Below are 25,770 nucleotides of genomic sequence, written 5' to 3'. Positions count from 1 at the left end.
CCCCGTGGACGAAGAGACCGTGCGTGATCAGGCGGACCTGATCCCCCTCGTGCTTCAGCATCTTCATGCCCCGCTCGTCGGGGCGTCGTACGTGCGCGGGGTGCTGCCCGCCCCCGGTGGCGCGGATGCCGTGCGGGTCGCCGTCGGGCCCGTAGGTGCCGTGGACACCGGGGAGTTGACGCTCTACGAGATTCCGCTCCTCGTCGGCGACGACTGTGTGACCGCGTATGACGTCATCGGGATGCTGCGCACCCTGTGCGGGGCGGGCGGCCGGCCGGCCGGGGGCGGCACGGTGATGGGGATGCCGCTCGTCGCCGTGGACCCGGCGGTCGTGCCGCGGGCCGACGAGACGGCCGCCGATCGGGGACTGCGGTTGGTGCGGACCCTGGTCCGGGCCACGTGCTTCGACGAGGACCACGCGACGGACCCCCTTCTGCACGGCTTTCTCTTCCTGGACCAGGACCGGGTACGGCTGTACTTCCGGGCCGAAGGCCTGCCGGGGGTGACCGCCGCCGACGTCCGGACGACCGGGGCGCTCACGGCGCTGATCGCGGCACTCCCCTCGCTGGTTCGGGGGGAGGTGGAGCAGATGGCGGCGGACGACCGGGATCCGCACTGCGCGCGGGTGCTCGACCTCACCTACTGGTGAGGAACTCGCTTCCCCGTGGCTGGATCACCCGCTACGCTCCCCCCGCGCGTATCCCGCGCGAGCAGGGGGTACCGGGGGTAATGGGGGTAATGGGGGACATGGCCGAGATGGTTGCCGCGCCCGAGAAGGGCCCGAACGCATGGGCTCAGGCCATCGCGGCGCTGGTGGTGGTCGGGGCGCTCGGGGGCGGGCTGTACGTGATCCAGAAGAACGACGCCGTGGCCGCCGACAAACCGGCGGTCTGCCGCGTCGACGACGAGGACAGGAAGGCCGCCGAGAAGGCGCACGCGGCGCACCGCGTCTCCGGGACGGAGCTGTGCACGGCGCTGAACCGCGCGGACCTGCCGACGCTGCTGGGCACTCCGCAGGAGCACGCGCTGACGGCCTACGGCAGTGACGGCTCCGTCGAGATGGCGGGCGGCACCGAGATCCCCAGCCCCGAGGGGACCGTCCAGCTGGACACCTACACCGTGAAGCTCTCGCGGTCCTACGACGACTTCCCGGTCGCGGGGATGGAGGACCTGCTGAACGAAGCGGAGTCGAAGACGATCGCGGGCCACCCCGCGGTGCTCTACTCGAGCCAGACGATCGCCTTCAGCTTCGACCTCGGCGGCGGCAAGTCCGACACCGCCCCCGGCGGCATCGCCCGTGCGCTGGCCGTCGCCCCGGACACCAAGGACGGCGGCGGAAGCTACGAGCTCGCCATCTGGCGCCAGGACAACGTGCGGCCGGACGACGCCGCCCTGCTGAGCATCGCGCAGAAGGTCCTGCCCGCGATCCCGGGCTGGGCGGCGGCAGGCTGACGGTGCCGGACGCATCCGGTCGGCGATCGGCGAGCGCCGACCGGCGGTGGGCGGCAGGCTGACGGCGGTCGGCTGACGGCGGTCGGCTGACGGGGGCCGGTTACTCGGCGATCTCCACCCGCACCGCGCAGACCTTGAACTCCGGCATGCGCGAGGTCGGGTCCAGCGCCGGGTTGGTCAGCGTGTTGGCGCGGCCCTCGCCCGGCCAGTGGAACGGCATGAACACGGTGTCGGGGCGGATCCCGGTGGTGATCCGGGCCGGGGCCACCGCCCTTCCGCGTCGTGACACCACGGCCAGCGGGTCGCCCTCGGACGCTCCGAGCCGCGCCGCCAGCCGGGGGTGCAGTTCCACGAACGGGCCCGGCGCGGCGGCGTTCAGCTCGTCCACGCGGCGGGTCTGGGCGCCGGACTGGTACTGCGACACGACCCGCCCGGTGGTGAGCAGGACGGGGTAGTCGTCGTCGGGTTCCTCGGCGTTGGGCCGGTGCGAGACCGGCACGAAGCGTGCCCGTCCGTCCTCCGTGGCGAACCGGTCGAGAAAGAGCCGAGGCGTACCGGCCGCCGTCCCCCGCCGCCCCTGGCGGCCGTCTTCGGCGCCCGCCTCGCCCTCCGCCTCCGCCTCGGCCTCCGCCTCCGCCTCGGCCGGGCAGGGCCAGAACACCCCGGCCCCGCTCTCCTCCATCAGTCGCGCGTAGCTGATGCCGGAGTAGTCCGCGATGCCGCCCGCGCTGGCTCGGCGGAGTTCCTCGAAGACCTCTTCGGGGTCGGTCGGGAAGCCCTTCTCGACGCCCAGCCGTGCCGCCAGCTCGTGCAGGACCTCCAGATCGCTCCGTACCCCTTCCGGGGCGGTGATCGCCCGGCGGCGCAGCAGGACCCTTCCCTCCAGGCTGGTCGTCGTCCCCGTCTCCTCGGCCCACTGGGTGACCGGCAGGACGACGTCCGCGAGGGCCGCCGTCTCGGACAGGACGACATCGCAGACGGCGAGGAACTCCAGGGACTTGATGCGCTCCTCGATGTGCGCGGCGTGCGGCGCCGAGACCACCGGGTTCGACCCCATCAGCAGCAGCGACCGCACGTCGGACCCCAGCGCGTCCAGCAGCTCGTAGGCGCTGCGACCGGGGCCGGGCAGCGAGTCCGGGTCGACGCCCCACACCTCCGCGACGTGCCGCCGTGCCGCCGGGTCGTCCAGCTTGCGGTAGCCGGGCAGCTGGTCGGCCTTCTGGCCGTGCTCGCGCCCGCCCTGCCCGTTGCCCTGCCCGGTCAGACAGCCGTAACCGCTGAGCGGCCGTCCGGCCCGTCCCGTCGCGAGGCAGAGGTTGATCCACGCGCCGACCGTGTCGGTGCCCTTGGACTGCTGCTCGGGCCCGCGCGCGGTGAGCACCATCGCGGCCTCGGGTTCGCAGAACAGCCTGACGGTCTCCCGGAGTTGAGGAACGGATACCCCCGTGATCCGCTCCACGTACTCCGGCCAGTGCGCCATGGCGGCCGCCCGCGCGTCCTCCCAGCCGGTGGTGCGCTCCCGTACGTACTCCTCGTCGACCCGCCCCTCGGCGACGATCAGGTGCAGCAGACCCAGCGCCAGCGCGAGATCCGTTCCCGGCCGGGGCGCGAGGTGCAGGTCGGCCTGCTCGGCGGTCTTCGTGCGGCGCGGGTCGATCACGATCAGCGTGCCACCGTTCTCCCGCAGCTCGTTGAAGAACCGCAGAGCGGGCGGCATGGTCTCCGCGAGGTTGGATCCGACCAGGATCACGCACCCCGTACGCGGGATGTCCTCCAGTGGGAAGGGCAGTCCCCGGTCGAGACCGAACGCCTTGATGCCGGCCGCCGCCGCGGACGACATGCAGAAGCGGCCGTTGTAGTCGATCTGCGAGGTACCGAGCACGACCCGCGCGAACTTGCCGAGCGTGTACGCCTTCTCGTTCGTCAGCCCGCCTCCGCCGAACACGCCGAGCGCGTCGGCCCCGTGCTCGGACCGCACCCTGCCGAACTCCCCGGCGATCCGGTCCAGCGCCTCCTCCCAGGTGGCCGGCACGAGCGAGTCGCCGGACCGCACCAACGGGGAGGTCAGCCGCACCCGGGAGGAGAGCACCGCGGGCGCCGTACGGCCCTTGCCGCACAGCGCGCCCCGGTTCACCGGGAAGTCCGGGCGCTCGACCACCTCGACGCCCCCCGTGGGCAGGGGCGACAGGGCCATCCCGCACTGCAGGGCGCAGTACGGGCAGTGGGTGGGCGTCGAAGTGGTCGGCATACGCTCCAGCGTGCTTCGGCCGTGTTACGCGCCGTGCGGTCTCCTGTTACGGCGGTGTGGTGGTGCCCTCCCCGCCGGACCGGGCCCACCGTGAGGCGCCCGCCGGGACCGCCCGCAGCACCCACCTGCCCCACCTGCCCCACCTGCCCCACCCGCCGCCTCACCGGGCGTCGGCGAGGGCTCTCGTCACTCCCGGTTCCTTCGGGCCGAGGAACCTGGGGTCCGGCTCGAAGACCGCGTCCAGGGCCGCCTTGCCGGCCGCGAGAACCTCCCGGGCGCCCCCGTAGTACCAGGTCGCGTCGTGTTTGGCGGCGACTCCGACGCCGTACGAGTCCACCCCTGCCGCCTCGCACAGGGCGACGGCCCGCCGGATGTGGAAGTCCTGGCTGATCAGCACGGCCCGGTCGACGCCGAAGATCTTCTTGGCGCGGACGCAGGAGTCCCAGGTGTCGAAACCGGCGTAGTCGCTGACGATCCGCGCGTCGGGCACCCCGTGCCGGGTCAGATAGGTGCGCATGGCGTCGGGCTCGTCGTAGTCCTCACGGCTGTTGTCCCCCGTCACGAGCACGACCTCGATACGGCCCTCCCGGTACAGCTTCGCCGCCGCGTCCAGCCGGTGCGCGAGATACGGCGAGGGCTCGCCGTCCCACAGACCGGCGCCGAACACGACGGCGACCTCGGTGCGCGGCGCGTCGGCGGTCGTGCCGAGCCGGTCGGCCGTGGAGACGTACAGCCAGGTGGACGGCAGCAGCGCGAGCACGCACCCGGCCATCACGGCCTGCACCAGCCGTCGCCGGCCGGCACGGGTGCGCGGCAGCCGCGGTCGACGGATGTCCATACGGTGATCCCCCAGGTCGGAACAGGTCGAACAGGCGAGCGGGTCGCCGGCCCCTTCGGCCCGGGAAGACGCAGCCGACGGTGATCCGGTTCGTTCCCGCGGCACGAGCCACATCTCACACCGCCCCCGGGCCCGGCGTGAACGACCGGAAAACACTCGTGACGGTCAGGCAACGGGGGTGCAACCTCCGTCCGTCAGGATCTGTTCATGAAGGCGTCGCCCGCTCAGTACGACGAGTCCGAAGTCCACCTCGACAGTACGGCGCACATCATGAACCGGATCAGCTCCCAGCTCGCCAGCCAGCTCAGCCTCGTCCGGCTCGACGGCCGCCGGCGTCCCGGCCCGCCGGCGCTGGTCGTCGTCGCCCACGGCAGCCGCGACCCGCGCGCGCTGAGCACCGTCCGCACGCTCCTGGACCGCGTCCGCGAGCAGCGCCCCGGTCTGCCGGTGCACCTCGGTCACATCGAGCTCAACGAGCCGCTGCTGACGGACACCCTCGCCGACCTCGACGCCCACGGCACCACGGACGCCGTTGTGGTCCCGCTGCTCCTGGCCCGCGGCTACCACGTCAAGCGGGACATCCCCGAGATGGCCGCGCAGGCACGGGTGCACACGCGCGTGGCCGCGCCGCTCGGCCCGCACCCGTTCCTCGTGGAGACCCTGTACACGCGTCTGGTCGAGGCGGGCTGGCCCACGGACCTGACGCGGGAGGAACTCCGCACGCATGCGGTCGTGCTCGCGGCGGCGGGCTCCCGCGACCCCGACTCGGCCGTCGACACCCGCCGCACGGCCCGTCTCCTGGCGCGCCGACTGGGCGTCCCGGTGGTCCCCGCGTACGCCTCCACGGCGACCCCGGCCGTCCCGACGGCGTTGCGGGCCCTGGCCGCGCGAGGCCGCGACCGGGTGGCGGTCGCCTCCTATTTCACGGCACCCGGCCGCTTCGCGACCGAGTGCGCGCAAGCGGCCCCCTGGATCGCGTCCGCCCCGCTGGGCACCCACCCGGCGATGGCGAGCCTGCTCCTGCACCGCTACGACCAGGCCTGGGCGACCCCGGCGAGCACGGCCCCCGAACTGGCGTCGGCCTGAGCCCCCGGGCCGCCCGGACCCGCCGACGCGCCGCCCGGGCGCGCGGAACGGCCGCCCGGACGCGCGGAACGTGCCGGACCCGACAGCCGGGCGGGCGCCCGGTACCACCCGATTGTCACCCCCGCCGCTTACTGTCGAGACATGGAAGGCACCGCACACCTCGACACCGCCTATGACCCGACGTCAGTCGCCCGCTGGGCCCCCGAGCCGGACAAACGCCCCGGCCGGACCGCCTTCCAACGAGACCGCGCCCGCGTTCTGCACTCCTCCGCCCTGAGAAGGCTCTCCGGCAAGACCCAGGTGGTCACCCCGGGCACCCGCACCGACGCCTGGGACGCCACCCCCCGCACCCGCCTCACCCATTCCCTGGAATGCGCCCAGGTGGGCCGCGAACTGGGCGCCGCCCTCGGCTGCGACCCCGACCTGGTCGAGGCGGCCTGTCTCTCCCACGACCTCGGGCACCCGCCGTTCGGGCACAACGGCGAGCAGGCACTGAACGAGTTCGCGCGCGACTGCGGCGGCTTCGAGGGCAACGCCCAGTCGCTGCGGCTCCTCACCCGCATCGAACCCAAACGCTTCACCGCCGAGGGCTCCGTGGGCCTCAACCTCACCCGGGCCGCCCTCGACGCCGCCACCAAGTACCCCTGGCCCCGGGACGCCCATCCCGTCGACCCGGCGTCCGGCAAGTTCGGTGTCTACGAGGACGACCGGCCCGTCTTCGACTGGGTCCGTGAGACGGCTCCCGGTACGCGTACCTGCTTCGAGGCGCAGGTCATGGACTGGGCCGACGACGTGGCGTACTCGGTGCACGACGTGGAGGACGGCCTGCACGCGGGGCACATCGACCCCAACTGCCTGCACGCCGAACCGGAGCGCCGGGAGATCTTCCGCGTCGCCGTCGGCCGCTACGTCCCCGCAGGCACCGATCCGGCCGAACTCGCCGCCGCCCTCGACCGCCTCCAGGACCAGGACTGGTGGCCGCACGGCTACGACGGCACGGCGGCCGCCCAGGCCCGGCTGAAGGACGCCACCAGCCAGCTCATCGGCCGTTTCTGCCTGGCCGCCGAGGGCGCCACCCGCGCGCGGTACGGCACCGGGCGTCTCACCCGGTACGACGCCGAGCTCGTCGTACCCGAGGAGGCGCGCCTGGAGTGCGCGGTCCTCAAGGCGGTCGCCGACCGGTACGTCATGCAGCGCGCCGAACAGGAAGTCCTGCGCGCCGACCAGCGCATCGTCATCAGCGAGCTCGCCGAGGCGCTCACCGTCCGCGCCCCCGACGGTCTCGACCCCCAGTTCCGCGCCCTGTTCGACCAGGCGTCCGACGACCGCGCCCGCAAGCGGGTCGTCGTCGACCAGATCGCGTCCCTCACCGACGCCTCGGCCCGCTCGCTGCACAGCCGACTGACGGAGCGGACGAGATCCTGACAAGTGCGGACCGGGTGCGCCCGAACGGGCCCGGAACGTGACCCGACGTGCCCTGATCGGGCACGTCCCCCTTCCCCCATCACGCTGCGTGCGGGACGCTCGCATGTGGCGGCAGGCACAGTGTTCTCTGGGGGACCACCCCCCAGAACCCCGGTAGGAGGCATCACGTGGTCGACGCGGATCAGACATTTGTCATCGTCGGAGGAGGCCTGGCCGGCGCCAAGGCGGCCGAGACGCTGAGGGCGGAGGGCTTCACCGGCCGCGTGATACTGATCTGCGACGAACGCGACCACCCCTACGAGCGGCCGCCGCTCTCCAAGGGCTTCCTGCTCGGCAAGGAGACGCGGGAGAGCGTCTTCGTGCACGAGCCCGCCTGGTACGCGCAGAACGACATCGAGCTGCACCTCGGCCAGACCGTCGACGCGATCGACCGCACCGCGAAGACGGTCCGCTTCGGTGACGACGGCACGCTCGTCCACTACGACAAGCTGCTCCTCGTCACCGGGGCGGAACCCCGCCGGCTGGACATCCCCGGCACCGACCTCGCGGGCGTGCACCATCTGCGCCGGCTCGCGCACGCCGAGCGCCTCAAGGGCGTCCTGGCCGCCCTCGGCCGTGACAACGGCCACATCGTGATCGCCGGCGGCGGCTGGATCGGCCTGGAGATCGCGGCGGCGGCCCGCGAGTACGGCGCCGAGGTCACCGTCGTCGAACCGGAGCCCACCCCGCTGCACGGCGTCCTCGGCCCGGAGCTCGGCTCCGTCTTCGCCGACCTGCACCGCGAGCACGGCGTCCGCTTCCACTTCGGCGCCCGGCTCACCGAGATCGTCGGCCAGGACGGCATGGTCCTCGCCGTCCGCACCGACGACGGCGAGGAACACCCGGCGCACGACGTCCTCGCGGCGATCGGCGCGGCCCCCCGCACGGGCCTCGCGGAGGCGGCGGGCCTCACCCTCGCGGACCGCGCGCACGGCGGCGGGATCGCGGTCGACGCCCGGCTGCGCACCTCCGACCCCGACATCCACGCGGCCGGCGACGTCGCCTCCTTCCCGCACGGTCTCTTCGACACCCGGCTGCGCGTCGAGCACTGGGCCAACGCCCTGAACGGCGGCCCGGCGGCCGCCCGCGCGATGCTCGGCCAGGAGGTCACCTACGACCGCGTCCCCTACTTCTTCTCCGACCAGTACGACCTGGGCATGGAGTACAGCGGCTGGGCCCCGCCGGGGACGTACGACGAGGTGGTGATCCGCGGTGACGCGGGCAAGCGGGAGTTCGTCGCGTTCTGGCTGAAGGAGGGCCGCCTCCTGGCCGGGATGAACGTGAACGTGTGGGACGTCACAGAGCCGATCCAGAAACTGATCCGCTCGCGCGAGCGGATCGACACGGAAGCACTGGCGGACCCCCGGGTGCCGCTGGACGCACTCGGCGCCTAGGCCGGGTTCCGGTCGCCCGCGGGGCCGTCGTCCGGTGACCGCGGGGCGTGTGCGGCCGCTCGCGCCCCCGCGGGCGGGCCGCCCATGTCACAGCCCCGAGCACCCCAAGGGCACCACGGCCCGCCGGAGATGTCGGCGCGCCCCCGTAGAATCACCTCGTGGCAGGACGGATCAACGACGAGGACGTGAAGGCGGTACGGGACGCGGTCCCGATCGACGCCGTGGTGTCCGAGTACCTCCAGCTGCGCAACGCGGGCGGCGGCAACCTCAAGGGCCTCTGCCCCTTCCACGACGAGAAGTCACCGTCCTTCCAGGTCAGCCCGAGCAAGGGACTGTTCCACTGCTTCGGCTGCCAGGAGGGCGGCGACACCATCACGTTCGTGATGAAGGTCGACCACCTCACCTTCTCCGAGGTGGTCGAGCGGCTCGCCGCCCAGGCCGGCATCACCCTGCGCTACGAGGAGGGCGGCTACAACCCCGCCCACCAGCGCGGCGAACGCATCCGGCTGGTCGAGGCGCACAAGATCGCCGCCGAGTGGTACGCGGAGCAGCTCGCCACCGGAGCCGAGGCCGACACCGGCCGGATCTTCCTCGCCGAGCGTGGCTTCGACCAGGCCGCGGCCCTCCACTTCGGCGTCGGCTACAGCCCCCAGGGCTGGGACCACCTCACCCGCTTCCTGCGCGGCAAGGGCTTCACCGACAAGGAGCTGATCCTCTCCGGGCTCTCCCAGGAGGGGCGCCGCGGCCCCATCGACCGCTTCCGGGGCCGGCTGATGTGGCCCATCCGCGACATCGGCGGAGAGGTCGTCGGCTTCGGCGCGCGCAAGCTCTACGAGGCGGACAACGGACCCAAGTACCTCAACACGCCCGACACGGCGATCTACCGGAAGTCCCAGGTCCTCTACGGCATCGACCTCGCGAAGAAGGACATCGCCAAGTCCAGCCGCGCGGTCGTCGTCGAGGGCTACACCGACGTCATGGCCTGCCACCTGGCCGGCGTCACCACCGCCATCGCGACCTGCGGCACGGCCTTCGGCGGTGACCACATCAAGATCCTCCGCCGGCTCCTCATGGACAACGGCAGCGCCCGCGTCATCTTCACCTTCGACGGTGACGCGGCCGGCCAGAAGGCGGCCCTGCGCGCCTTCGAGGACGACCAGAAGTTCGCCGCCGAGACGTACATCGCCATCGCGCCGGACAACATGGACCCCTGCGACCTGCGCCTGGCGAAGGGCGACGAGGCCGTCGCCGACCTGGTCGAACCCCGCACGCCGCTCTTCGAGTTCGCGCTGCGCCAGATCGTCGTCCGCTACGACCTCGACACCCCCGCGGGCCGCGCCGCCGCCCTGGACGAGGCCGCGCCCATCGTCGCCCGCATCAAGAACAGCGGCGCCCAGCACGAGGTCGCCGTCCAGCTGGCCGGCATGCTCGGCATCCTGGACACCCAGTTCGTCGTCAAGAGGGTCGCCCAGCTGGCCCGTTGGGCCCGCGACCGGGGCGGCAAGGGTCCGGCGCCGGCCCGTGGCCCCCAGTCGTACGAGTCCGCATCCCGGCCCGCGGCGGGCGGCCCGGCCCTCAATCTCCGCAACGCGGTCTACGCCACCGAACGCGAGCTGCTGAAGCTCGCCCTCCAGCGCCCCGAGCTGGTCTCCCCGGCCTTCGACGCGTACGGGATCGACGAGTTCACCGCCGCCCCCTACGCCGCCGTGCGCCAGGCGATCCAGGACGCGGGCGGCGCCGAGTTCGGCGTCAAGGACGGGCAGGAGTACCTCGTCCGGGTCCGGGAGGCCGCGCCCGACGACGCGGTCCGCGCGATGGTCACGGAGCTCGCGGTCGAGGCCATCATGCGCCGCACGGTCGACGAGAACTACGCGGGGGAGCAACTGGTGACGGTCCGCCGCAGGGCCGTGACCCGCAGGCTCACCGATCTCCAGGGCACGCTGACCCGTCTCGGCCACACGGACCCGGCCCAGTCGGCCGCCGTCCAGAACGAGATGATGATCCTGACCAGGTACGACAGGGCGTTGCAGCACGAGGGCCCGTCCGCTCTCTGAGCCGCCGACCGCGGCAGGGTAACCACGCGGTCACTGACCGGACTCAAAAAGTCGTCGCACGCCCCTCGTGGCGGCTGTGTGTCGTACTCCACACTGGGGGCGGTGCCTGAGTCCTCGGAGCGCGGCCGATCCCGGACGGACGCGGCGTGGCCGCCGACTCCGCCCCCGAAGTACCGCTGCTGCTCACCTCAGCAGCGATCATCCTGGAGGTCGCCCCCGTGCAGACCCAGACCCTGACCCAGACCGTCAGCACTGCCGAGAGTACGGCCGGTACCACCGGTGCCGGCACGGCCGACGGCACGGAACCGGACGCCGAGACCGACGTCCTGGCCGCCGTCCCGCCGCAGAACCGTGCCGCGCACCACCCCGAGACCCACCCCGAAGCGCACCCGGAGACGCAGGCCGAGCCCGGGCCCGAGACCGAGCCGCCCGCCGAGGCCCTGGAGGACGTTCCCGAGGACGCCCCCGAACCCGTCCCGCCACCGCGCACCCGCACCACCGACAGCGGCAGTCCCTCCTCGGACCTGTTCCGCCAGTACCTGCGGGAGATCGGCCGCATCCCGCTGCTCACCGCGGCCGAGGAGGTCGAGCTGGCCCGGTGCGTGGAGGCCGGCCTGTTCGCCGAGGAGAAGCTGAGCGGCGCGAGCGACCTGGACAGTCAACTGGCCCTCGATCTCGACCGGCTGGTCGTCCTGGGCCGGATGGCCAAGCGGCGGCTGATCGAGGCCAACCTGCGGCTCGTGGTCTCCGTCGCCAAGCGGTACGTCGGGCGCGGGCTCACCATGCTCGACCTCGTCCAGGAGGGCAACCTCGGCCTGATCCGGGCGGTCGAGAAGTTCGACTACGCCCGTGGCTACAAGTTCTCCACGTACGCCACCTGGTGGATCCGCCAGGCCATGTCCCGCGCGCTGGCCGACCAGGCCCGCACCATCCGCGTGCCGGTCCACGTCGTCGAGCTCATCAACCGGGTCGTCCGCGTCCAGCGCCGGATGCTCCAGGAGCGCGGCTACGAGCCGACCGCGGAAGAGGTCGCCGCCCAGCTCGACCTGCTGCCGGAACGCGTCGGTGAGGTCCTGCGGCTGGCCCAGGAGCCGGTGTCGCTGCACGCCCCGGTGGGCGAGGAGGACGACGTGGCCCTCGGCGACCTCATCGAGGACGGCGACGCGGCCAGCCCCGTCGAGTCGGCGGCCTTCCTGCTGCTGCGCGAGCACCTGGAGGCCGTGCTCTCCACCCTCGGAGAACGCGAGCGGAAGGTCGTCCAGCTGCGCTACGGACTGGCGGACGGCCGGCCGCGCACGCTGGAGGAGATCGGCCGCATCTTCGGCGTGACGCGCGAGCGGATCCGGCAGATCGAGTCCAAGACCCTCAACAAGCTCCGCGACCACGCCTTCGCGGATCAGCTCAGGGGCTACCTGGACTGAGCGGAGCCGCTCGCCGTCACCCGGTGCGAGCGGCCCCTCCCGGCCCGGGAGACGCCCCGGAGACGCCCGTGGGACGCCTCCGGGAAGGGACCGTCAGTCCACCTCGGCCAGTGCCTGCGCGAACTGTGCCTTGTACAGCCGCGCGTAGGCCCCGTCCGCCGCCAGCAGCTCGGTGTGCGCGCCCTGCTCGACGATCGAGCCGTTCTCCATCACCAGGATGGTGTCGGCGTCCCGGATGGTCGACAGCCGGTGCGCGATGACGAACGACGTACGCCCGTGCGCCAGCTTCGCCATCGCCTTCTGGATCAGCACCTCGGTGCGGGTGTCGACGGAGCTGGTCGCCTCGTCGAGCACCAGGATCGTCGGGTCGGACAGGAACGCCCGCGCGATGGTGATCAGCTGCTTCTCACCGGCGGAGACCCCGCTGCCCTCGTCGTCGATCACCGTGTCGTAGCCGTCGGGAAGGGTACGGACGAACCGGTCGGCGTGCGCTGCCCGCGCCGCCTCCTCGATCTCGCCGCGGGTGACCTCGCCCGACGCCCCGTACGCGATGTTCTCCGCGATGGTGCCGCCGAACAGCCAGGTGTCCTGGAGCACCATGCCGATGCCGGCGCGCAGTTCGTCGCGGGACATCCTCGCCAGGTCGACACCGTCGAGGGTGATGCGCCCGCCGGAGACGTCGTAGAACCGCATGAGCAGGTTCACCAGCGTCGTCTTGCCGGCGCCCGTCGGGCCGACGATGGCGACCGTGTGGCCGGGTTCCACCGTCAGGGACAGGTCCTCGATCAGCGGCTTCTCCGGGTCGTACCGGAAGGACACGCCCTCCAGCGCCACCCGCCCGCGCAGCTCCGCGGGCCGCTCGGCCGCCACCGGGTCCGCCTCCTGCTCCTCCGCGTCCAGGAGTTCGAAGACCCGCTCGGCCGAGGCGACGCCGGACTGCACCAGGTTCGCCATCGACGCGAGCTGCGTCAGCGGCATCGAGAACTGGCGCGAGTACTGGATGAACGCCTGCACGTCACCGATGGACAGGGAACCCGACGCGACCCGCAGCCCGCCGACCACCGCGACCAGCACGTAGTTGATGTTCGACACGAACATCATCAGCGGCTGCATGACCCCGCTGTTGAACTGCGCCTTGAACCCGGCCTCGTACAGCGCCTCGTTCTGCTCGGCGAACTGCTGTGCCGACTCCTCCTGGCGGCCGAACACCTTCACCAGCGTGTGGCCGGTGTACATCTCCTCGATGTGGGCGTTGAGCTTGCCGGTGGTGCGCCACTGCTGCACGAAGTGCGGCTGCGACCGCTTGCCCACCCGGGTGGCGACGAAGAACGACAGCGGCACGGTCACCAGCGCGACCAGCGCGAGGATCCACGACACCCAGAACATCATCGCCAGCACGCCGATGACCGTCAGCAGCGAGTTGATCAGCTGGCCCATCGACTGCTGGAGCGTCTGCCCGATGTTGTCGATGTCGTTGGTGGCGCGGGACAGCACCTCGCCGCGCTGACGCTTGTCGAAGTAGGACAGCGGCAGCCGGGACAGCTTCGTCTGCACGTCCTCGCGCATCCGGAACATGGTGCGGTTGACGGACCTGTTGACCAGCCGCGTGGCCACCGCCATCAGCAGACCGGCGACCAGGAACACGCCGAGCGCGAACAGCAGGACCTCGCCGACCGCGCCGAAGTCGATGCCCTTGCCGGGGGTGAAGTCGGTGCTCCTGAGCATGTCGGCGACGCTGCCCTCGCCGCGTTCCCGCATCGAGTCGAGGACCTGCTCCTTGCTCGCCCCGGCCGGCATCTGCCGTCCGACGATGCCCGCGAAGACCAGGTCGGTGGCCTTGCCGAGGATCTTCGGCCCGACCACGCTGAGGCCGACGCTCAGCGTCACGCAGGCCAGCATCGCGTAGAGGGTGAACCGCTCCGGCTTGAACTGGGCGAGCAGGCGCCTGCCGGACACCTTGAAGTCCAGCGAGTGGCTGTCGGGACCGGTGCCGGCCATCATGCGTCCCATGGGCCCGGCCATCAGGCGGCCTCCGCTTCCGTGAGCTGGGAGAGCACGATCTCCCGGTAGGTCTCGTTCGTCGCCATCAGCTCGCGGTGGGTACCCGTGCCGACGACCAGACCCTCGTCGAGGACGATGATCCGGTCGGCGTCGCGGATGGTGGCCACCCGCTGGGCGACGATCACCACGGTCGCCTCGGCGGTCTCCCGCCCGAGCGCCGCCCGCAGGGCCGCGTCGGTGGCGTAGTCGAGCGCGGAGAAGGAGTCGTCGAAGAGGTAGATCTCCGGTCGCTGCACGAGCGTCCGGGCGATCGCGAGCCGCTGCCGCTGACCGCCGGAGACGTTCGTCCCGCCCTGCGCGATGGGGGAGTCGAGCCCGTTCTCCAGACCCTCCACGAAGCCCTTGGCCTGCGCCACCTGCAGCGCGTGCCACAGCTCCTCGTCGGTCGCGTCCGGATTGCCGTAGCGCAGATTGGTCGCCACGGTGCCCGCGAACAGGTACGGCCTCTGCGGTACGAGTCCGACGGTCTTCGCCAGCAGCACCGGGTCGACCTCGGCGACGGCCACGCCGTCGACGAGGACCTCGCCCTCGGTGGCGTCGAACAGCCGGGGCACCAGCCCGAGGAGCGTGGACTTGCCGCTGCCGGTCGAGCCGATCACGGCCGTCGTCTCGCCCGGCCGCGCCACGAGTTCGATGGACTTCAGGACGGGCTCCTCGGCGCCGGGATAGCGGAATCCGGCCCCCCGCATCTCCAGGTGCCCGTGCCGGCGCAGCTCGGTGACGGGAGCCACCGGCGGCACCACGGACGACGAGGTGTCCAGCACCTCCTGGATGCGCTCGGCGCACACCTCCGCGCGCGGCACCATCATGAACATGAAGGTGGCCATCATCACGGACATGACGATCTGCATGAGGTAGGCGAGGAAGGCGGTCAGATCACCGATCTGCATCCCACCGCTGTCGATCCGGTGGGCACCGAACCACACCACGGCGATCGACGACAGGTTCACCGTGGTCATGACCACCGGGAACATCAGCGCGAGCAGGTTGCCGGTCTTCAGCGAGATGTCGGTGAGGTCGCCGTTGGCCTTCCGGAACCGCTGCTGCTCGTACTCGTCGCGGACGAAGGCGCGGATCACCCGGTTGCCGGTGATCTGCTCACGCAGCACCCGGTTCACGGTGTCCAGCTTCACCTGCATCGACCGGAACAGCGGCCGCAGCCGTCGCACGATCAGCGTCACGCAGATGCCCAGTACCGGCACCACCGCGACGAGCACGGCGGACAGCGGAACGTCCAGGCCGAGCGCCAGCACCACCCCGCCCACGCACATGATGGGCGCCGACACCATCAGCGTGAACGTCATCAGGGCCAGCATCTGGATCTGCTGGACGTCGTTGGTCGTCCGGGTGATCAGCGAGGGGGCGCCGAACTGGCCGACCTCGCGGGCGGAGAAGGACTGCACCCGGTCGAAGACGGCCCCCCGCACGTCCCTGCCGAGCGCGGAGGCGGTTCTGGCGCCGTAGTACACGGCGCCGATGTTGCACACCACCTGCGCCAGCGAGATGCCGATCATCACGCCGCCGAAGGACAGGATGTACCCGGTGTCTCCCTCGACGACGCCGTTGTCGATGATGTGCGCGTTCAGTGTGGGCAGGTAGAGGGTGGCGCAGGTCTGGAGGAACTGGAGCGCCACGAGCAGGGCGATGGGTTTCTTGTAGGGCCTGAGATAGGTCCGTAGTAGTCGTATGAGCACGCTACGTCTCTCGGAGTCGGCGGGAGGGGCATTGGTTGCCCCTGGCCCCTATCGTTGAACACTCCACCGGCGTTACCTCAACTGATTAAGCTGAGAGCAGTGCTTTTACGGCCGTCCGTGTCATCCGGACGCACACCCGTACACCGGACGCGCCCCGCACGCCCTGTACGCCCCGCGCGCTCCTGTCCGCGGCCCCCTCACTCCCCTCCGCGGACCCCTTCGTCCGAGCGTTCCTTCGTCCCTGCGTTCCTATCCGCGGAACGCTCCCGGATGTGTCTGCTCCCGCACCGACACGTACTGCTGACGTACCGCCTGCCCGACGGCCAGCTCCTCGCCCGGGTCGAGGACCTGCGCGGCCGCCCCCTGCCAGGCCGGCGGGGTCCGCGGGTCGAGGGTGCCCTGCGACGCTCCGAGCGCCCAGGCGGCCTGCCGGGCGGCTCCGATCGCCGCGTAGTCCGCCGGCTGCGGCACGACGACCTGCGCGCCGAACAGCGCGGGCGCCGCCGCCTGCACGGCCGGTAGCTCGGCCGCCGCCCCGAGCAGGAAGATGCGCCGCACCTCCACGCCCCGGCCGCGCAGCACGTCGAGCGCGTCCGCGAGCCCGCACAGCATGCCCTCGAAGGCGGCCCGCGCGAAGTGCTCGGGCTTCATCGACTCGCGGCGCAGGCCCGCCAGCGTCCCGGCCGTGTGCGGCAGGTTCGGCGTCCGCTCACCCTCCAGGTAGGGCAGCATGACCAGCCCGTGCGACCCCGGCGTCGACTTCATCGCCAGGTCCGACAGCGCCTCCAGATCGGCCGCCCCGATCAGCTCGGCGGCCCCGCGCAGGGTCCGTACGGCGTTCAGGGTGGTGACGACCGGCAGGTGCATGCCCGTCGCGTCGGCCAGCGAGGTGATCATCCCGCTCTGGTCGACGAGCGCCTCGTGGTGCACGGCCATCACGGACCCGGAGGCACCGAGGGAGACGACCGCGTCCCCGTGTCCGATTCCCAGCCCCAGGGCCGCGGCCATGGTCTCGCCGGTCCCGGCGGAGATCAGCAGGCCCTCCGGCGTCGTACCGGCCGCTTCGGACGGCCCGATCACCTCGGGAAGCATGGCCTGGTGACCGAGTGCCAGCTCGACGAGATCTGGCCGATAACCGCCGGTGGCGGCGGACCAGTACCCGGTCCCGGAGGCTCCGCCGCGATCGGTGGTCCTGCGTACGGGCCGTCCGAGGAGCTGCCACACCAGCCAGTCGTGGGCCTGGAGCAGTACGGCGGTCCGCGCGGCGGCGTCCGGCTCGTTCTTCGCCAGCCAGCGCAGCTTGGTCACCGGCTGGGCGGCCTGCGGGACGCATCCCACCGCCTGCGCCCATGCCTCGCGCCCGCCGACCGCGTCGATCAGGTCGGCCGCCGCGACCTGCGCCCGCTTGTCCCCGCCGACCATCGCCGGCCGCACGGTGTTGCCCTGCGCGTCCAGCGGCACGACGGCGTTCTGCTGCGAGGACACGCCGATGGCCTGCACCCCCTCGAGCAGCCCACCACCCGCGGCCTCGCCCAGGGACAGCAGCCAGGCCTGCGGATCGACATCGGAGGGCCGCCCTCCCGCACTCTCGGCGCCTTCCATCGGATGCGGCGCATACCCCTGCCGGAGCACGGCTCCGGTGTCCGCGTCGCAGACGACGATACGAGTGAAATCGGGTGAACTGTCCAACCCGGCGACTATCCCCATGGCGAAAATTCTGCCGCACGCGCCGCTCGGGTTGGGCCGCGGAGACCGCAGGGGTGCCCCGCTCCTGCCCGGCGCGGGGCGTTGTGGCTGGTCGGGCCCCCGCGACGGAGCCGTATATGTCACATCCCCGCGGCCCCGGGGCGGCCCTCCCGGCGCCTCGAAGGCGCCGCTAGGTGTTGCTGGTGCCCCAGTCGTCCCCGCCCGCGCCGTTGCTGTTGCGGTCGCGCAGGGACCGCACCCGGCCCGCCACCGATTCCGGCATCCGGTCCCCGACCTTGTCGCTGACCGCGTGGTACGCCTTGCCCGCGTACTGGCGGCCCTGGTGGGCGGCGGTCTCGGCGGTGTTGCGCACGGCGGGGTTCTGGGCGACCTGCCGCGCGGACTTCTTCAACTGCTCGTAACGCTCGCGCCCGGCACGCGTGCCCAGTACGTAACCCGCAGCCAGCCCGACGACGAACGTGAGCTTGTAGCGCATGACGGCCATCCTCTCCTTGCGTAGTCCCTGGCACGACACGGCGCCGGGGGAACCGATTGGCGGAGCACCCCCCTGCTTGCGCTAATGTATGTGTCGCAGCGAGCGAGCGCTTCCTGGCGAATACCCAGGCGAGTACGTTCGATGCAAACGAGGCATTCCCCTGTAGCTCAATTGGCAGAGCAGCCGGCTGTTAACCGGCAGGTTACTGGTTCGAGTCCAGTCGGGGGAGCTCGGTCCCCTGTAGCTCAATTGGCAGAGCAGCCGGCTGTTAACCGGCAGGTTACTGGTTCGAGTCCAGTCGGGGGAGCATCGTGAACGAGGACCCCGTGGGGGTCCTTTTTCATGTCGGCGGGAACCGTGCAGGCCAGGGGTGCTGCCCCCATGGTCGTGCAAGGTCCACCAGCCGAAGCGTGAGATCGTATGAGCGGCTATGCTGCGGCAGACGGCGCGCACACATGTACGCGACACGCCGCTATGGGGCGGTAGCTCAGCCGGTTAGAGCAGCGGACTCATAATCCGTCGGCCGTGGGTTCGAGTCCCACCCGCCCCACCTTTTACGTTGTCCGACCTGCGGAAACGTTCTTCTTTTGGGTGTCGGATCGTCAACTCCGCCTGGTCGCACCGAATCCGCCGCTCGCGTGCGGAGCACCGGTGACGGCCGTGGCGCGGCCGGTGGTTGCGGCGGTGCTCCGCCGGGGCGCTCGGGAGCCGACCGCCCGGGGGTTCGCCGCCGTACGGGGGCGCCGTGTCAGGCGGTCGGCTCCAGGTCACCCTTCCCGCGTTCCGGGGACGGGGAGCTCACCCGACCCTCGGACGATCAGGCGGGTGGGGACGGTGACGGTCCGGGCTCGGGAGCGGTCCCCGTCCAGTCGGGTCAGGGCGGTTGTCGCGGCTGCCCGGCCGAGTTCTTCCGCGTCCTGGGCGACGACCGTCAGGGCCGGCTCGAGTGCCTCGGCGAGCGCCACGTCGTCGAAGGCGACCACGGCGACGTCCTTGCGCTTGCTGCGGGCCAGTTCGGCGACGATGCCGAGAGCCATGATGTTGTTGCCGGCGAACAGGGCGGTCGGGGGATCGGCCAGGCCGAGGAGTTGGGCGGTCGCGGCCTCGGCGCCCGGCTGATCGTGGGCGCTGGTGACGAGCGAGCGGTCCTGGGGAAGGTCCGCCTCCTGCAGGGCCGAGCGGTATCCGGCCAGACGTTCGCGGCGGGTGTACAGCTTTGCGGGCAGGTCGCCGACGAAGCCGATGCGCCGGTGTCCGTGGGCGACGAGGTGGGCGACGCCGTCGTGGGCTCCGGCCCGGTTGGAGCTGACGATGCTGTCCGTGGCGAGGCCGACTCCGGGTCGGTCGAGGAAGACCACGGGCAGTCCCGCCGTACGGTGGGACTTGAGGTGGGAGTGGTCGGCGCCGACCGACGGAACCAGGATCAGGATGCTGACGCGGCGGGCGAGGAATTTGTCCGTCAGGGCGCGTTCGCGCTCGGGGTCGTCCGCGGAGGAGCCCATGAGGAGGGTCAGCCCGCGTTCGCGGACGGTGTCCTCTATCCCGCGGGCCACGGCTCCGAAGAAGGGGTTGGCGAGGTCGGGGATGACCAGGCCGATGGTGGTGTCCGGGCCGCCGACGCGGATGTTGCGGGCCATGAGGTTGGGCTGGAAGCCCAGCTTGGCCACTGCGGCCAGTACCTGTTCCCTGGTCTGTGCCGAGGCGGGTCCGTCCTCGTTGAGGACTCGGGAGACCGTCTTGGCGCTGACTCCGACTTCGCGGGCGACGTCGGCCAGGGTAGGGCGGCGGTTCGCTGCCATCGAGGAAACCGTCTCCTGAGGGCTCTCGGTTCCGGCCGCGGCCTCGGCCGGAAGCTGTGAGAGCGGGGTTGTGCTGTCAGGTGGCCTGGACTCCGGCGGCCTTCGCGGCCTCCGAATCCGCTACGACAGTATCTCCGGCCGCGTCGACGGTGAGAGCGCCGGTCATGATGGCGACGACCTCGGCCATGGAGTAGTCGGAGGGCTTGATCACGGCAGCGCGCCGACCGAGGCGGTGGACGTGGATCCGGTCGGCGATCTCGAAGACGTGCGGCATGTTGTGGCTGATCAGGACGACCGGCATGCCCCTGTCGCGGACGCGGCGGATGAGGTCCAGGACCTGCCCGGACTCCTTGACGCCGAGGGCGGCGGTGGGTTCGTCCATGACGACGACGCTGCGGGCCCAGGCGACGGACCGGGCGACCGCGACCGCCTGCCGCTGTCCGCCGGAGAGCGTCTCCACCGACTGGGTCAGCGAGCGCAGGCCGATCTTCAGGTCGGCCATGTGCTCGGCGGCCTCCTGACGCATGCGCTTCTTGTCCAGCATGCGCAAGACGCTGCCGAGGACACCGGGGCGGCGCAGCTCGCGCCCGAGGAACACGTTCGAGGCGATGTCCATGGACGCGGCCACGGCGAGGTCCTGATAGACGGTCTCGATGCCGTGGGCGCGGGCGCTCTGCGGGCCCGAGAAGGTGATGGGTTCGCCGTTCAGGCGGATTTCGCCCGCGTCGGGGGTCACCGCGCCGGTGAGGGCTTTGATCAGGCTGGTCTTGCCCGCGCCGTTGTCGCCGATGACGGCGAGGACCTCCCCGGGCAGCAGGTCGAAGTCGGCGCCGTCGATGGCGGTGACCTGGCCGTACCGCTTGACCAGACCGCGGGCCTGCAGCACGGGCGTGGGGGACGAGGTGGCGGTCATCGTGCCTTCTTCCGGGAGAGCTGGTCGACGGTCACCGCGAGGATGACCAGGACTCCGGTGATCAGGGTCTGGTAGATGGACGCGACGCCCATCAGCTGGAGGCCGTTGCGGAACACGCCGACGATGAGAACGCCGATGAAGGTGCCCAGGACCGAGCCGCGGCCACCGAAGAGGCTGGTGCCGCCGAGGACCACGGCGGTGATGCTGTCGAGGTTGTCGGTCTGGCCGGCCTGCGGGTCGCCGACTCCGGTGCGCGAGATGAGCAGCAGGGCGGCGACGCCGTACAGCAGACCGGCCACGGTGTAGATGCCGATGGTGAGGCGGGAGGTGCGGATGCCGTTCAGCCGGGCGGCCTCGGCGCTGTTGCCCAGGGCGTAGACGTGCCGGCCCCAGCCGGTGCTGCTGAGCGCGTAGGCGAGGAGGAGGAACAGGGCGATGGTGACGAGGGAGCCGTAGGTGATGTCCGTGTGGCCCAGCGGGAAGGTCTCGCCGAGGGCGGTCAGCGGGCCGGGCAGGTTGGTGACCGTCTGTTCCTCGGAGTAGATGTGGGTCAGCGCGAACGCCACGTTGAGCATGCCGAGGGTCACGATGAACGGCGGCAGCGGGATCTTCTGCACCAACAGCCCGTTGAGCAGTCCGAACCCGCCGCAGACGGCTATGCCCAGCGCGATGGCGACGAGCGGCGGCAGGGAGCCCTCGGCGGCCATCTTGGCGATCACGATGCTGCCGAACGCCATCACGGCACCGCACGACAGGTCGATGCCCGCGGTGAGGATGATCAGGGTCTGCCCGATGGCCAGGGTGCCCACGACCATGACCTGCTGCACGATCAGCGAGAAGTTCCCGCCGGTCAGGAACTGGTCGGTCGAGAGGGAGAAGAAGGCGCAGGCCAGGAGGAGGGCGACCAGGGGTCCGGTGGTCGGTGCCGTGAGCAGTCTGCGGGCCGTGGTCGGTGCTTTGAGGTCCGAGTACGGGGTGGTCGTGGCTGTCATGCGAAGTCCTTGTCGGAAGACAGTGGTCGTTGTCCTTCCTGGTCGGAGGACAAGAGGACAAGGGGGCGGCCGCACCCGGTCGGGGAGGAAGGGACGGCCGCCCCGCCGAGGGGTGTGCGGACCAGGCGGGTGGCTCAGCCCCAGCAGTTGTCCAGGCCGTAGGCGGTGTCCTTCGACGTGACGCCGTCCTGTGCCTTGTCGCTGATCAGCGTGACCCCGGTGTCGGTGTAACCGGAGGCCTTCTTGCCGTCCTTGGCGTACGTCACGACAGCCTTGACGCCCTCGGCGGCCATCTTCAGCGGGTACTGCTGAGAAGTGGCGGCGATCTTGCCGTCCTTGACGGCCTGGGTGCCCGTGCAGCCGCCGTCCACGGAGACGATCAGTACGTCCTTCTCCCGGCCCTTGGCCTTCAGGGCGGTGTACGCGCCCAGGGCCGCCGGCTCGTTGATGGTGTAGACGACGTTGATGCCGGGCTCCTTCTGGAGACAGTTCTCCATCGCCGTCTGGCCCTTGGCCTGGTCACCGCCCGTGTCCTGGGCGCACACGACGTCCTTCTCTGCGGCGCCGAAGCCCTTCAGGAAACCGTCGTGGCGCTGCACGCCGACGGAGACGCCCGGCGCGAGGTCGAGCGCGGCTATCTTCGCCGTCTTGCCCTTCATCGCGGCCTTGGCGTACTCGCCGATCAGCTCGCCGGCCTTGAGGTTGTCGGTGGCGAAGAGGGCGTCGACCGCGCTCTCCGGCTCGGTCGGGGTGTCCAGGGCGATGACCAGAACGCCCTTGGCGCGGGCCTTCTCGATCGCGGGCACGATCGCCTTGGAGTCGCTCGGGGTGATCAGGATGCCCTTGACCCCGGCGGCGACCATGTTCTCGATGGCGGTGACCTGACCGGCGTTGTCCCCGTCGAACTTGCCCGCCGCGGTGGACAGTTGGGCACCGTTCTCCTTGGCGGCCTTCTCCGCGCCCTCCTTCATCTTCACGAAGAACGGGTTGGTGTCGGTCTTGGTGATCAGGCCGACCTTGACCTCGCCGGAGCCGGAACCCGACGAGTCCGATCCGGAGCCGGACCCGCAGGCCGTCAGGGTGAGGGCCGCGACGCCCGAAACCGCGGCGACTCTGAGGAGGGAGGAGGGACGAGTGGTGCGAGACATGATCGACTCCTGTGGGATAGCGAGCGGCACGGAGCGAGGATCAGAGCACGCCGCCCGGGGTGTCATCGTTGACTTATGTCATCGTTGACACTGCCTGGCGAGGATGATGGACTCCGTCTCCCGGAAACGTCAATGCCCCACGCTCGTCACAAATCGGCAAACGTCCGCGGCTGCCGCCCGCCCTGGCTGTCCGGCAGCCGTGCTCCCGTGTGACCGGCGTGCCGGTGTGCCCCGTTCGTCCGTCAGAGAAGAGCAGCCCATGAGCCCGCGTCAGATCACCGTCCTGGGGGAGTGCGTCGCGGACGCGTTCGCCGAACCCGCGAGCACCTCGAACGAACTCGCCCTACGGGTACTGCCGGGCGGCGGACCCGCGAACACGGCAGTGTCCCTGGCCCGTCTCGGCACCCCGGCCCGCTTCCTCGCGCGCCTGTCGGACGACGTGTTCGGCCGTCTGTTCCGCGCACATCTGGAGGCGTCGGAGGTGGACCTGTCGGACGCCGTCCGGGCCGCGGAGCCCAGCACGCTCGCCGTGGCGGAACTGGACGCCCGGGGCCAGGCCGCGTTCTCCTTCCACGCCCAGAACACGGCCGACTGGCAGTGGACGCCCGAGGAACTGGCCCGCGTCGACCTGTCCGGAACCGCCTGCCTGCACACCGGATCCCTGGCCCTGGTCCGGCAGCCCGGCGCGACGGTGGTCGAGGACTTCCTCGCGGCGGCCGCCCCTCACACGACCATCAGCATCGACCCCAACGTCCGGCCACTGCTGGTCCGTCCCGACGTCTACCGGGCCCGGCTGGCGCACTGGTGCACCCTCGCCGACGTGCTGCGGCTGAGCGAGGACGACCTGGAACTCCTGCTGCCGGGCACGCCACCCGAGCAGGCGTGCGACATCTGGCACGCGGCCGGGGCGCGGCTCGTCGTGATCACGCGCGGTGTCGACGGTGCCCTGGCCTCGCTCGACGGCGAACGGGTCCAGGTGCCCGCCGTCCGGACGAGCGTCGTCGACACCGTCGGAGCCGGCGACTCCTTCACCGCCGGACTGCTGCACCACCTCGGCAGCCGGGGGCTTCTGGGCGGCAGGCTGACGGAACTCCGCCTGGACGACGTCGCGGAAGCCTGCCGCTTCGGCACCCACGTAGCGGCCCTGACCTGCTCTGTCGCCGGCCCCAACCCGCCGTGGGCGAGCCGGCTGGCGCAGTTCGCCGCAGCCGACCGCGCCTGACGGGCGAGCGAGCCGCTCAGCCGGACGTCACGGCCGGACCGTTGACGCGTCGGCCGGATCGCCCCCATGATCGGGCCACCCGATGTCATCGTTGACACCAGTCGACGACGTTTCACTCCTCGCCGGTGTCGTGGACGACGGTGCCGGCAGGGCGTCACTCCTCGGGCCGGATCCGCGCCGGGCGGCGGGCTTCGCCGTCCGGACGGCCGCGGCGCACGGGAGGAGACGCCATGCGCTCCGGACGCGGACGCGGACGCGCCGGGCGGCAAGGCGACGCTGCGGATCCGCGTCGACCGGTCGTCCGGCGAGGTCTTCGGCGGGAGCGGCAGGGCCGCGATCGGCGACCGGACCTCTCCCGGCCCCGCGGCCTGGGAGTGCGGGTCTTCACCGAGAACGGCTCGGCGAAACCGGACAAGGCCCTCGTCGGGCACCCGCATCCGCCCCGAGTCACCCCCGAGTGACCCCCGAGACCGACCTCCACCACCGACAAGGAGACACGAGACCGTGAAGAAGACCCTGCTCGCCGAGTTCACCGCCCGCGAGGGAGCCGAGGACGAAGTCGCCCGTCTGATCGGCGACTACGCCCTGAAGGTGCGCGAGGAGGAGGGCAACATCGCCTTCGACGTCTACACCAAGGCGTCCGACGCGCGCGCCTTCTGGATCTTCGAGGTGTACCGGGACGAGGACGCCTTCCAGGCACACCTGAACGCCCCGTACGGCGCCCCGTTCAACGCCGTTCTCGTCCCGCTGATCGAAGAGGACGCCTCCGTGCTGACCTTCCTCGACCCGCTGGCCACGAAGTCGTAGCGAGCCCGGTCGAACCGGGACGGGTCGGCTGCCCGGCGTCGTCCGGGCGGCTTCGGTCCTGGCCCGGATCAGCTACGACACCTGGGCCGACTCGCCCTCGACGAGTGCGGGACACCGGTGGAGTCGACGACTGGCACCCGCACGGTTCTGCACGACGCCGACGGCCCGGTCGGACAGGTGCAGCGGATCCTCACCGTCCGCCCCGTGCCCGGCCACTGACCAGGCGTCGGGAGTCCCGAGGCGCCGATCTCAGACGGCCGGACGCGGGTCGCGCACCCGCAGCCTGTGGGCGAGGCGGCCGAGCAGCACGGCGTTGAACAGCCCGGCCAGGGCCGTACCGGCGGCGAAGATCAGAGGGCTCAGCCAGGTGAGCGAGGAGTACTCCGCGGGTGTCGACAACAGGAAGGCGAACAAGCCGACCGGTGCCGTGGCCATGAGCGGCCAGATCCCGGCGAAGCCCGGGTCCGGCAGCACGTACGCGGCGCAGAGGAAGAAGCCCAGTGCCGCCGCGACCACGACGAGGTACCCACGCGCGAGCCAGTTGTCCACCGCCGGCGCCAGCAGGGCCCGGGTTCTCCCCGGCCGGGGGCGCCCGGCGGGGGCCTCGACACGGGGAAGGGGCGCACGGCCTCCGGACGGTGCCTCGGTCGCGGACCTCGCGACGAGGGCGCCGAGCACGGCGGCGTTCACGAGCGTGCACAGCAGCAGCCACCCCGCCCAGAAGACCATGGCCGCCACTCCTGCCGCCCCGCCGCTCTCGATGCCGGGACCGAAGGGAAGGACCACCATCAGGAAGGAGAGGGGCGCGGTGAGGATCAGGGGGCCTGCGGCGAAGCCGCTCTCCGGGAACAGGAACATGACCGCTGCGGAGGCGGCGACCACCGCCAGATAACCCTGGGCGGGCCGGTTGTCCGTGGCGAGCGCGAGGAGGCGGCGCAGGCGCGGGAGAGCGCGGGAGCTGGAGGCATCGGTCATCGGGGGATCCTTCGGGTCGG

20 protein-coding genes and 3 tRNA genes are annotated in these 25,770 nt (G+C 71.5%); 12 read left to right on the top strand and 11 right to left on the bottom strand.

Annotated features, from left to right (window positions below):
• The first annotated feature begins 4 nt into the window (after positions 1-4).
• Positions 5-649, top strand: coding sequence for a hypothetical protein (locus ASD48_RS04055; protein WP_157880599.1), 645 nt, complete (start codon positions 5-7; stop codon positions 647-649).
• A 98-nt stretch (positions 650-747) separates the two neighbouring features.
• Positions 748-1,452 carry a DUF6215 domain-containing protein gene (locus tag ASD48_RS04050; RefSeq protein ID WP_348983206.1) on the top strand — a complete coding sequence of 235 codons (705 nt, stop codon included), beginning with the start codon at positions 748-750 and terminating at the stop codon, positions 1,450-1,452.
• Positions 1,453-1,552: 100 nt separating this feature from the next.
• Here ASD48_RS04050 and ASD48_RS04045 read toward each other — a convergent pair whose 3' ends face one another.
• Together ASD48_RS04045 and ASD48_RS04040 are read right to left on the bottom strand one after the other, a co-directional pair.
• Complete coding sequence (locus ASD48_RS04045; RefSeq protein WP_057599941.1) at positions 1,553-3,700, bottom strand: molybdopterin oxidoreductase family protein; 2,148 nt, start codon at positions 3,698-3,700, stop codon at positions 1,553-1,555.
• A gap of 160 nt (positions 3,701-3,860) precedes the next feature.
• The gene (locus ASD48_RS04040; protein ID WP_057599940.1) at positions 3,861-4,538 is read right to left on the bottom strand and encodes an ElyC/SanA/YdcF family protein; all 678 of its coding nucleotides are present in this window, start codon (positions 4,536-4,538) and stop codon (positions 3,861-3,863) included.
• A 207-nt stretch (positions 4,539-4,745) separates the two neighbouring features.
• On the opposite strand from ASD48_RS04040, the gene ASD48_RS04035 reads away from it, so the two are divergent.
• The 5 genes from ASD48_RS04035 (at position 4,746) to ASD48_RS04015 (ending at position 11,957) form a co-directional block, all read left to right on the top strand.
• Entirely contained in the window at positions 4,746-5,624 is an 879-nt protein-coding gene (locus ASD48_RS04035; protein ID WP_057599939.1) for a sirohydrochlorin chelatase, read from the top strand.
• Positions 5,625-5,765: 141 nt separating this feature from the next.
• Entirely contained in the window at positions 5,766-7,049 is a 1,284-nt protein-coding gene (locus tag ASD48_RS04030) for a deoxyguanosinetriphosphate triphosphohydrolase (RefSeq protein WP_057599938.1), read from the top strand.
• 167 nt (positions 7,050-7,216) lie between these two features.
• Entirely contained in the window at positions 7,217-8,482 is a 1,266-nt protein-coding gene (locus ASD48_RS04025; RefSeq protein WP_057599937.1) for an FAD-dependent oxidoreductase, read from the top strand.
• A gap of 158 nt (positions 8,483-8,640) precedes the next feature.
• Positions 8,641-10,536 (top strand): DNA primase, encoded by a 1,896-nt coding sequence (dnaG, locus tag ASD48_RS04020; RefSeq protein WP_057599936.1) that lies wholly within the window; start codon positions 8,641-8,643, stop codon positions 10,534-10,536.
• A gap of 146 nt (positions 10,537-10,682) precedes the next feature.
• Positions 10,683-11,957, top strand: a complete 1,275-nt coding sequence (locus ASD48_RS04015; protein WP_057599935.1) for an RNA polymerase sigma factor — start codon at positions 10,683-10,685, stop codon at positions 11,955-11,957.
• Between the two features lie 93 nt (positions 11,958-12,050).
• On the opposite strand, the gene ASD48_RS04010 is transcribed toward ASD48_RS04015, so the two are convergent.
• From ASD48_RS04010 to ASD48_RS03995, 4 genes are all read right to left on the bottom strand, one after another.
• Positions 12,051-13,979 carry an ABC transporter ATP-binding protein gene (locus ASD48_RS04010; protein ID WP_057599934.1) on the bottom strand — a complete coding sequence of 643 codons (1,929 nt, stop codon included), beginning with the start codon at positions 13,977-13,979 and terminating at the stop codon, positions 12,051-12,053.
• Positions 13,979-15,712 (bottom strand): ABC transporter ATP-binding protein, encoded by a 1,734-nt coding sequence (locus ASD48_RS04005; protein WP_057599933.1) that lies wholly within the window; start codon positions 15,710-15,712, stop codon positions 13,979-13,981. The genes ASD48_RS04010 and ASD48_RS04005 overlap by 1 nt, the downstream gene beginning before the upstream one ends.
• Before the next feature lie 249 nt (positions 15,713-15,961).
• Entirely contained in the window at positions 15,962-17,419 is a 1,458-nt protein-coding gene (locus ASD48_RS04000; RefSeq protein ID WP_028806369.1) for an FGGY family carbohydrate kinase, read from the bottom strand.
• 169 nt (positions 17,420-17,588) lie between these two features.
• Complete coding sequence (locus tag ASD48_RS03995) at positions 17,589-17,894, bottom strand: hypothetical protein (RefSeq protein ID WP_057600990.1); 306 nt, start codon at positions 17,892-17,894, stop codon at positions 17,589-17,591.
• Positions 17,895-18,050: 156 nt separating this feature from the next.
• Between ASD48_RS03995 and ASD48_RS03990 the strand changes: the two genes are divergently transcribed.
• The 3 genes from ASD48_RS03990 (at position 18,051) to ASD48_RS03980 (ending at position 18,444) form a co-directional block, all read left to right on the top strand.
• A tRNA-Asn gene (locus tag ASD48_RS03990) sits at positions 18,051-18,123 on the top strand.
• A gap of 5 nt (positions 18,124-18,128) precedes the next feature.
• Positions 18,129-18,201, top strand: a tRNA-Asn gene (locus tag ASD48_RS03985).
• A 169-nt stretch (positions 18,202-18,370) separates the two neighbouring features.
• Positions 18,371-18,444: transfer RNA gene (locus ASD48_RS03980), tRNA-Ile, on the top strand.
• Positions 18,445-18,661: 217 nt separating this feature from the next.
• Here the strand turns inward: ASD48_RS03980 and ASD48_RS03975 are convergent.
• The 4 genes from ASD48_RS03975 to ASD48_RS03960 all read right to left on the bottom strand — a co-directional run bounded on the left by ASD48_RS03975 (position 18,662) and on the right by ASD48_RS03960 (position 22,746).
• Positions 18,662-19,693: a LacI family DNA-binding transcriptional regulator gene (locus tag ASD48_RS03975; RefSeq protein ID WP_057599932.1), complete on the bottom strand. Its 1,032-nt coding sequence runs from the start codon at positions 19,691-19,693 to the stop codon at positions 18,662-18,664.
• 76 nt (positions 19,694-19,769) lie between these two features.
• On the bottom strand, positions 19,770-20,606 hold the full coding sequence (locus tag ASD48_RS03970; RefSeq protein ID WP_057599931.1) for an ATP-binding cassette domain-containing protein: 837 nt from the start codon (positions 20,604-20,606) through the stop codon (positions 19,770-19,772).
• Positions 20,603-21,598, bottom strand: coding sequence for an ABC transporter permease (locus ASD48_RS03965; protein WP_057599930.1), 996 nt, complete (start codon positions 21,596-21,598; stop codon positions 20,603-20,605). The genes ASD48_RS03970 and ASD48_RS03965 overlap by 4 nt, the downstream gene beginning before the upstream one ends.
• A gap of 134 nt (positions 21,599-21,732) precedes the next feature.
• Positions 21,733-22,746, bottom strand: coding sequence for a sugar ABC transporter substrate-binding protein (locus ASD48_RS03960; protein ID WP_057599929.1), 1,014 nt, complete (start codon positions 22,744-22,746; stop codon positions 21,733-21,735).
• A 259-nt stretch (positions 22,747-23,005) separates the two neighbouring features.
• Between ASD48_RS03960 and ASD48_RS03955 the strand changes: the two genes are divergently transcribed.
• Both ASD48_RS03955 and ASD48_RS44670 read left to right on the top strand, forming a co-directional pair.
• Positions 23,006-23,968, top strand: a complete 963-nt coding sequence (locus ASD48_RS03955; protein WP_057599928.1) for a carbohydrate kinase — start codon at positions 23,006-23,008, stop codon at positions 23,966-23,968.
• 504 nt (positions 23,969-24,472) lie between these two features.
• Positions 24,473-24,775 carry an antibiotic biosynthesis monooxygenase family protein gene (locus ASD48_RS44670; protein ID WP_057599927.1) on the top strand — a complete coding sequence of 101 codons (303 nt, stop codon included), beginning with the start codon at positions 24,473-24,475 and terminating at the stop codon, positions 24,773-24,775.
• A gap of 249 nt (positions 24,776-25,024) precedes the next feature.
• Here ASD48_RS44670 and ASD48_RS03945 read toward each other — a convergent pair whose 3' ends face one another.
• Positions 25,025-25,750: a hypothetical protein gene (locus ASD48_RS03945; RefSeq protein WP_057600989.1), complete on the bottom strand. Its 726-nt coding sequence runs from the start codon at positions 25,748-25,750 to the stop codon at positions 25,025-25,027.
• Positions 25,751-25,770: the final 20 nt, after the last annotated feature.

This window comes from Streptomyces sp. Root1310, assembly GCF_001426425.1.
In the GTDB taxonomy this organism is placed as follows: Bacteria; Actinomycetota; Actinomycetes; order Streptomycetales; family Streptomycetaceae; genus Streptomyces.
This window is presented reverse-complemented; position numbering and strand designations above follow the sequence as displayed.